We start from the raw sequence: 9331 nt of genomic DNA on the forward strand, positions 1-9331 counted from the left end.
CGAGAAAATTTATCACTCTGATGGATGAATTAATAGAAATAGCTCCAAAAATACTAATATTAGAGAAAAAGAAAGGCAAACTATCTTTAAATCAATCCATTACGGTGTTAGGCTGACGGCTATGGCTGGCTAGCGGATTGTCTTGATTTTTCCGAAAGGGATGCCTATGGCGTTCTTTCTTTTTGATCAAGTCCTCGCAGTTTATTGAACTGAATTTCAATGAAGATAACAAAATTCTGCTTTGTCAAAGGATATGAGCGAGGGCTAAACAGCCTTAGGCTGTCCTTTTGTTTTCTTTTGATACTTTTATGGTTAAATTTCCAGCTTTAGCTGGTTTTTAGTATTGTTATATAGTAGCAAAAAGAAAAAATAGAAACTACAAAATATAATTTGGTGTTTTCTTTCTGCAAATAGCATTTAAAAAACTCAAAATATGTAAAACCCCCCTTAATTTTAGGATTTCTAAATGATCGTATTCTATAAAAAGACCTTGTAAATCTGTTAAAAACCTGTTTTAAGGCATGTTTTATTTATCAGGAGAACCCTATTTATACTTGTTCAAGCTAATGTTTTTCTGTCTTGTGGATTTAAATCTTTTCACTTCATCTTTTCTTAAAGCTTCATGCTTGGTTTTTCTTCCCTGAACACGTTTTCTCCACATCCTAAAGCTGGATGGTTTCATTTCCTTGCGCATGATTTTAATGGTTTGCTTTTCGGTGATTCCAAATTGATTAAATATCGCATCAAAAGTAGTGCGGTCTTCCCAACCCATTTCCACGATTCTATCAATTTCTTCAGGCTTTAAGTCTTTGATTTTTTTCATGCAACTAAAACAGAAGAGAGGATTGATTGTTTTATGCTCGCATTTAAATTGTTTGGTGAAAACACCAAACTGGGGGAGTATCTAAGAGATTTAAATTAATAGAAAAACATATAACTAATCAATATAGCAGCAACAATACCAACTGCATCAGCTATTAAGCCACATGTTAAAGCATATCGGGAATTACGGATATTGACTGAGCCAAAATAAACAGCCAACACATAAAATGTGGTTTCTGTAGAACCTTGCATGACACTTACTAATCTTCCAACAAAGGAATCAGCTCCATGCACTTCCATTGCATCCACCATCATGCCCCTGGCCCCGCTTCCGCTCAATGGCTTCATTAATGCAGTAGGAATTGAGGGTACGAAATCTGTATTCAAACCTACAAAAGCTACCATAGCCTCTAAGCCATCTTTCAATAAAGCCATTGCTCCGGATGCTCTGAAAACACCCACTGCTACCAAAATGGCAATCAAATAAGGAATAATCATAACAGCATAACTAAAACCTTCTTTGGCACCCTCTACAAATGAATCATAAACATTTACTTTTTTCCGTACTGCCAAAATGATGAACGCTATGATAATGGAGAATAAAATAAAATTGGCAATATTGGAAGATATGGGTCCTATTTCAGATTGACTCAAGCTACTAAAAAAATAGATGATTCCTGCAATGATTAAGCTTAATAAGCCTAAAGACAGTAAAACGTTTTTATGAAACAAATTTATTCTTTGAACAATTGAAACTGCAATTAATCCACTTAAAGTTGAAAAAAAGGTAGTCAATAAAATGGGAATGAAAACATCAGATGGGTCTGCTGCACCAAGCTGCGAACGATAAACCATTATGCTGATAGGGATAATGGTTAAACCTGAAGTATTCAATACCAAAAACATGATTTGCGCATTGCTGGCAGTGTCTTTTTTGGGGTTTAATTCTTGTAAACTGTGCATGGCTTTTAGACCCAAAGGAGTGGCGGCATTATCCAAGCCCAACATATTGGCTGAAATATTCATGAGCATGGCTCCCATTGCTGGATGATTTTTTGGGATTCCTGGAAATAATCTAGAAAATAGGGGAGAGGTAATTTTGGCTAAAATAGCAACCATTCCACCTTTTTCACCTATTTTCATAATACCCAGCCAAAGCGACATTACACCCGTAAGCCATAAAGAGATTTCAAAACCCAATTTGGCATTATCAAATGTTGCTTGTGTCAGTGCCGGAAAAATCTCCATATCGCCCATGAAAATCCATTGGACCAGAGCAAAGACAAAAGCTATCAAAAAAAAGGCAATCCAGATGTAATTAAGAACCATTAGCTCATTTAATCATATTTAACTACTGCCCAGACTAGTGTCCTCACAAGTCTATTCTGGCATGCTTGCGGTTTGTGGAGACCCAAAACCGAAGCTGAAAAGTAGGACTAAAAAGAGGATTTTACAATATTGAGGGATAAATTTATGGTAAGAAATGATGAAAATAAGTGTTGGGAATTATCAATTTTCAGACTTTGGGGTTTGAAAAAATGTCCGACATCTTCAATGTCTGACATTCGTGCACAAATCTACTACAATTATCAATTGGAGTTTCATTAGTGATTAGAGTGATGTTAATAAAAAATAAATCAAGCCATTTTTGATTTATAGGAATTCTTTTCCTCTTCAGAATCGTACTCAGCTTTTCTTTCTTCAACAGGAATCGTCATCACTACATTAATGCCTTTTCCGGGTTTGGAATTAAAATAAACAGCCCCGCTTATAGTATTGACTCTTGCATAAATACTGCGCATGCCCATGCCCGAATCTACCACATTTTGCACATCAAATCCTACTCCGTCATCTTCATAGAATACATTGATTTCTCCCTCTATTTGACTTATTTGCAAGGTTATATGCGATGCCTGGGCGTGTTTAATCGTGTTGTTGATCAACTCTAATGCAATATGATAGATGTTACGTTCAACTTCTAAAGGCAATCTTTTTTGCAAGCCATAAATAGCAATTTCGGCTTTGATTTTTTCCGCCTCATTAATAGTCCTGACCATGTCTTTTAAGGCTGTTTCCAAACCAAAGCGGGTCAGCATATCAGTGGATAAATTATGAGATATTTCCCTGGTTTCCTTTATCGCTTCATTGATATTGTCTAGTAATTTACTTTTCAAGATTGAGGCAGTTTCGTTCTGTTCGGATTGGAAAAGTAATTTGATAGAGGACAGCCTTGCACCCAATCGGTCGTGTAAATCGCTGGCAATTCGATTTCTTTCCTCTTCCTGTCCGTGCATCATGGCGTTGAGTTCTTTCAACTCTTGCTCGGTTTTCATATTGGCAATCTCCTCATTCTTGAGCTTTTTCAAATACTCTTGCTTTTGGATAAAAAACCAAATAGTGGAAATGATTAAGATCACCAAAGCAATGCTAAATCCTAGGAATAGGTTTTTCTGAAAGTTCTTTTGTTCAATGGCCAGTTGTTGCTCTTTTATTTCGGCTTCTTTAAGTTCAGTCTCATATTTGGTTTCTAAGTCTTTTACTTCCTGCATCTTTTCGCTATCAAAAAGCGAATCCCTCAAGTGGTTATACTCCTGAAATAAAATAGATGCCTCTTCCACTTGGCCTATCCCCATTTTAGCCTTTACCATATTCGAATAAAGGTTCATTTTCCGGTTGGGGTCTCCTAGATATTCTGCCAGTTCGAGGCTTTTTTCATACTGCTCAAGGCTTTCTTTATATTTTTTTTGTTTTAAAAAGACGTTGCCAATGTTCATTCTTGTCCTTGCTATTTCAAAGGTGTCGTTTAAAGCTATTTTGATATTTATTGATTTTTCGTAATTATCTAATGCGGCTTTTAGGTTTTCTTTAGTTTCATATAGAACCCCAAGATTATTATAAAGATAAGAGAGGTTAATAGAATCATTAATAGCTTTGAATGATTCTAATGAATTTAGATAATAATAAATAGCAGAGTCATAGTCGAAAAATTCTGGATCATTAGATGAAAAAATAAACCCAATATTCATATTAATAATTGCAGATTTCTTATCTCTATTCTTTGGTGGTAGAAGTTTCTGGGCTTCCTGATAATATTTGAGTGCCAGTTTTGTATCTTCCTTCACATAATAATTAGCTAGGTTGTTATAGTTTCCTATTAAGCCTTCATAGTTTTTAATCCTTTTATTTATTTTTATGGCCTTATAGAAAAAATTTAGAGCATCTTTTCTATTATTAAAACTATTGGAAATTAGTCCTAAGTAATTATAACATAATGCAATGCCAACAGAGTCATTTTGTTGGTCATATAATTCTATGGCTTTTTGGAAATACTCAAATGAGGAGTCTAATTTATTTTCGTATCTTAATTCTTTGGCTTTATTATAATAGTGATTTTCCGTTTCTTGTGATAAAGTAACAGATAGACATAATAAATTTGAGAGAATGTAAATAAAAAAAAACCTCATCATTGTATAAAATTACAATAATGAGGCTTTAAATAAAAATATTATATTATTCTTCGATTTCACCTTGATTACCTTCACTACACCCAGTACAAGTTGTACTATCCATATCAGGCTCTTCAATTAATTCACAAGCTGAAAATGTGAACATGGCTACTATTACTAATGCGTACTTAATTGTTTTTAAAGCTTTCATATTGTTGTTGTTAAGTGTTTCCTATTAAAAATGATAACACAATATTAGGCTTATTTAACTTATTGGAAAACACCTATTTAGGGGTTTTTCAAACTATTTTGTAGGTATCAGTTAAATATAAAAGGGGGTGGCGATACCCTAGAATTAGGGTGTTTTTTTTATAAAAAAGGGGTATTCGCACCCCTTTTTTAATAGAAATGATAATCTTGTTAAAAAGTTATGTAAAGAATTGAAAATCAGAGTGATATTATGTTATTTATTACTATTTCAGCCAAGGATAAAAAGCATAAATATTTACTCCTATATACCCAAAATGTGAAATTTATACCCCCAAAAGGGTATTAAAAACACCCCTTTTTTATTTTAAAATACCCCTTTTCTGGTGTTTTTTAGAAAGGTTGGATGTTCTACCTTTGAATTGTCGCTTAAGAATAAATGCATTGAGCATTCAACCAAGATCTTTTATAATATAGCGACATCACCCGATGAGACGGGGCATATAAGATGATGGTTAACTTCTCCCCTATTGTTGTTAAGGTATCATTTGCCCCGTCTTTGAGGGTTTTTTTAGTTGTATATAGTATTTAATAAACAGAAGTAGATAAATGGTGTAAAAATATAGGGATTCAATTTAAAAACATTTGGACTATGAGCTTACCAAAATATTTCAGCAATCCTTATTTTCAGCCTCAGCATCAGATTTTACATCAGAAATTAAATCCAGTTCTGAAGATGCTTGCCAGTATCACGCAGGCACCTCAATCTTTTTTAGCTTTATGGGATGAAGACTACCAACAGCTTTATAATTTGGAAAATGAAAATTATGCACAGTTAAATATTGATTGTCAACTTTTTAAATCCAGGTTCTCCAAGCTCAATCAGGAAGTTATTTATGTTCCAAACGTCAGATTCCATACCCTTTTTCAAAATATTGAATTCTTTAAGTCATTTATTAATGAAGAACAGTTATTAATTTTTCCTATTGTTGATAATCAAGAGAATGTAAAAGGGTTAATCGGCATCATTTTGACCAAAGCCGATAATTTAGCTTTTGATTTGCTTGTTAAACAAATGGAATCGGTGGGCTTTTATTTAAACCAATTATTCCAAGAATATTTAGATCATCAAAAAAACAAGCTCCCAAATCATTTAAATTTAGAGAATCTACCTACCTCATTTTTTGAAGCGGAGATCAATCAACAACAATCCTTAGTTTCCAGCAATTTTAGCAAAACGCTGATGAGGAAACATCCGGCATTTGCAACTGATTGTTCGGCAGAAAAAAGAATGAGTAAACTTTTGAGTATGCCCTTAGCTGATTTTTATACGCTCATCAGCAAAATTAAGGATAAGCAAAATATGGAATATGTTTATTCCTGTTCTAATCCGGAAGGGTTAAAGCAATATTTTTTAATCAAATTACACATTGCCGAGATGAGCCCCGGTCAATATCGGTGTTTGGGAGTCCTTGAGGATTTTACGGTTCAAAAAGCTTACAGCAGTGTGCTGGATCAAATGATTTTTGATATTTCCCATGTGATGAGAAGACCTGTAGTGACCATGAAAGGCCTTACCAACTTAATTGATATGGATATATTTGATAGAGAAGAGCTTAAGGAAATTACCCATAAGATTAAAACCGTTTCCAATGAGATGGAGGAATACATTAGGGCCATGTTTAAGATATATGAAGCTAAACAGGATGCTATATATCATTTGTGATTTGTGTTAAAAAGGAACCGAGGCTCATTAAATGCCTCGGTTTTCTTTTTTAAATAATATTCAATTCTTTCCCCACTTTAGTAAATGCTTCAATGGCTTTATCCAAATGCTCTTTATCATGAGCTGCGGATAATTGCACCCTAATTCTTGCTTGCTCTTTTGGCACTACCGGATAGAAAAATCCTATTACATAAATGCCTTCTTCCAATAGTCTGTCAGCAAATTTTTGAGATAGTGATGCATCATATACCATGATCGGAACAATTGCAGAATCCCCATCTTTTATATCGAAACCTGCTTTTTTAATGTTCTCTTTAAAGTAATTGATATTATTTTCAAGCTTATCCCTTAATTCAGTGGAGCTGCTCAATAAATCAAATACCGCAATGGAAGCCCCCACAATAGCAGGAGCTAATGAGTTTGAAAATAAATAAGGCCTTGATTTTTGTCTCAGCATATCAATGATTTCCTTCCTACCGGAGGTAAATCCGCCCATTGCACCGCCTAGAGCTTTTCCTAAAGTACCTGTAATGATATCCACTCTTCCCATCACATTATTGAGTTCGTGAGTTCCCCTGCCAGTTTTTCCAATAAAACCTGTTGCATGGCAATCATCTACCATCACCAAAGCATCATATTGTTCGGCTAAATCACAAATTTTATCTAATTGCGCCACATAACCGTCCATGGAGAAAACGCCATCTGTTACAATGATTTTACTTTTAGCATCTTTAGCTTTTTTCAATTGCTCCTCCAAATCCGCCATATCATTATTTTGGTATCGATATCGAGCGGCTTTACACAATCTTACTCCATCAATAATGGAAGCATGGTTCAAGGAATCAGAGATAATGGCGTCTTCTGGCCCCAATATAGGCTCAAATACTCCACCATTAGCATCAAAAGCAGCGGCATAAAGAATGGTGTCTTCGGTACCCAAAAAATCTGCAATCTTTTTTTCCAATTCTTTGTGTATATCCTGAGTTCCGCAAATGAAGCGAACGGATGACATCCCAAATCCGTGTGAGTCTAGGGTATTCTTAGCTGCTTCCAATACTTTTGGGTGAGAAGAAAGCCCTAAATAATTATTCGAACAGAAATTTAAGACCTCTTTCCCGCTATCTGTTTTGATAGAGGCTCCTTGAGGAGTGGTAATAATTCTTTCTTTTTTATAAAGGCCGTCTTTTTCGAGTTGTTCAAGTTCGCCCTGTAGTTTTTTCTGAAGATTTCCGTACATATTTCCTGAAATTTTACTTTTCAACAAAGATAAGCTTCATTCTATGAATCACCATTAATTCATAAAGTTTTCAATTATTAGAAATTTTTATGTGTCGATACATATTGTATTATATTATTAAAAATTTACATAATATACGGTTCCTTAGAGGTGTGAATTCATTTTAGCGCACAAAAATGTACTTTGATTTTATTAAAAGGAGTAGTGGATTGATTTAAAGGGACTATATACTTATTTATCGATTAATTGTACAATTGTAATGTTTTGATCATATCCTGTTTTTCTACCTTAACATGCGAATCTAATTTTGCATGCATGATTCAGAATATTCAGCAGGAATTGATGCTAAATCAAAAAGATAATTTTCTCGTTAACAAAAAAATGGAAAATGGCTTTACAGCTTTTAAAGATTTCTTCGAGTCTGCCAATAATCCCATGTTTATAATTGATTTAGATTCCTGTCAATTATTAAACGTTAATGGTCATTTTGTAAGTAAGCAGTCTGAATTTCAAAATGCAGTCAAACTATTTGAATTCAAATTGCAAAATAAGGACACTTCTAATTGCATCAATGTTCAAGACAATGGTAAATCATTTCTATTTAACATTATTTATAAAAATGAGAATAAAGCATTAGTTCAGATATTTGAATCTCTTATAGAAGTACCTAAAACTAACAATGGAGCGTTCAATTATTCAGAGCATCCTTTTAATGATACTCCTAGCTATAAATCTTTGCTTAATAAACTACCAAGTGGCATCATTCACACTAATAAAAAATTTGAAGCTCTTTGGTTCAATGATAAGTTTAAGTCTTTATTTGGTCGGGAAATTGAGGATAAGTTTAATTTTATTGATGCCATTTATGTTAAGGATATTTCTCAATTCTGGGATAAAATTGAAAAGCTAAATGCTGGGGAGGAGCAAGTTAAATTTTCTTTTGTCATTCATAATGTTAAACAATCAAAAGAAGTTTTTATAAATGCAACGGCTATTGCTACTGGTAAAAAACAGAAAATAGAGGACGGTTTTATTTTTATTTTAGAAGATAAAACGGAGAATATGCATTTCTCAGAGGAAATTACCAAACAAAATTTGGCTTTAAATCAAATTAATCATGAATTGGATAAATTTCTCTATAGTGTTTCCCATAACATAAGAGGGCCAATCGCTTCCTTAGAGGGATTACTGAAAGTTATTGAAATATCTGATGTGCAAACAGTCAATGAATTGAAGCATCATTTAAGGCTTAATTTAAGACTATTGAATGGGTTTGTGAGTGACATCAACAATGTGGCCACCAATATTCATACTCATGTTAATTCTCAAGAAATCAACCTCAGGGATATTCTAGAGCAGACAGTTTTATTCGTTGAAGATATTTACCATATCAAGCCTATAATTAATTTTGAAGTCCCTGCTACCTATACCGTGAAAACAGATGCCAATCGCTTAGGAATGGTAGTAAAGTGCTTGTTAAAAAACAGTTTTCAATACCGGGATAATCGTAAAAATGATTTTAAAATTGAATTTAAAGTAAAGGAAAATGAAGATTTTCATTTACTGGAAATTATAGATAATGGAATTGGAATCCCAGAAAAAGTAATGCCTCATATTTTTGATATGTTTTATAGAGGGACCGAGCTTTCAAGCGGGAATGGAATGGGACTTTATAACAGTCGGGAGATTTTAAAGAAAATAGGCGGAACTATGAATATTGAAAGTAAGGATAGGGAATGGACTAGAGTTAAAATTTATTTGCCCATAAATCAATGCTGTCCTAAATAATTTAAAATTGAGATAAAAACCTAATCCTTCTGATATTTAATCCAGCTTTATCCATATTCAGGAAAAAGAACCCCCTGTTTGCCTTGATTTTGTAGTTTGGGTGGG

General features: G+C 33.6%; 7 protein-coding genes. 2 read left to right on the forward strand and 5 right to left on the reverse strand.

Features of this window, described 5'->3' with window-relative positions:
- Positions 1-544 precede the first annotated feature (544 nt).
- The 4 genes from ACFE0M_RS16215 to ACFE0M_RS16230 all read right to left on the reverse strand — a co-directional run bounded on the left by ACFE0M_RS16215 (position 545) and on the right by ACFE0M_RS16230 (position 4479).
- A complete protein-coding gene (locus ACFE0M_RS16215) occupies positions 545-823 on the reverse strand; it encodes a TIGR03643 family protein (RefSeq protein WP_434546836.1) in 279 nt (92 codons plus the stop codon).
- 95 nt (positions 824-918) lie between these two features.
- Positions 919-2151 (reverse strand): nucleoside recognition domain-containing protein, encoded by a 1233-nt coding sequence (locus ACFE0M_RS16220; protein WP_434546837.1) that lies wholly within the window; start codon positions 2149-2151, stop codon positions 919-921.
- 308 nt (positions 2152-2459) lie between these two features.
- Entirely contained in the window at positions 2460-4289 is a 1830-nt protein-coding gene (locus tag ACFE0M_RS16225) for a tetratricopeptide repeat-containing sensor histidine kinase (RefSeq protein ID WP_434546838.1), read from the reverse strand.
- Positions 4290-4332: 43 nt separating this feature from the next.
- A complete protein-coding gene (locus tag ACFE0M_RS16230) occupies positions 4333-4479 on the reverse strand; it encodes a hypothetical protein (RefSeq protein WP_434546839.1) in 147 nt (48 codons plus the stop codon).
- 648 nt (positions 4480-5127) lie between these two features.
- Here ACFE0M_RS16230 and ACFE0M_RS16235 point away from each other — a divergent pair.
- The gene (locus ACFE0M_RS16235) at positions 5128-6201 is read left to right on the forward strand and encodes a hypothetical protein (RefSeq protein WP_434546840.1); all 1074 of its coding nucleotides are present in this window, start codon (positions 5128-5130) and stop codon (positions 6199-6201) included.
- A gap of 49 nt (positions 6202-6250) precedes the next feature.
- On the opposite strand, the gene kbl is transcribed toward ACFE0M_RS16235, so the two are convergent.
- Positions 6251-7438 (reverse strand): glycine C-acetyltransferase, encoded by a 1188-nt coding sequence (kbl, locus tag ACFE0M_RS16240; RefSeq protein ID WP_434546841.1) that lies wholly within the window; start codon positions 7436-7438, stop codon positions 6251-6253.
- Positions 7439-7753: 315 nt separating this feature from the next.
- Between kbl and ACFE0M_RS16245 the strand changes: the two genes are divergently transcribed.
- Positions 7754-9226: an ATP-binding protein gene (locus ACFE0M_RS16245; RefSeq protein ID WP_434546842.1), complete on the forward strand. Its 1473-nt coding sequence runs from the start codon at positions 7754-7756 to the stop codon at positions 9224-9226.
- Positions 9227-9331: the final 105 nt, after the last annotated feature.

This window comes from Marivirga sp. (genome assembly GCF_051117495.1).
Lineage (GTDB): Bacteria > Bacteroidota > Bacteroidia > Cytophagales > Cyclobacteriaceae > Marivirga.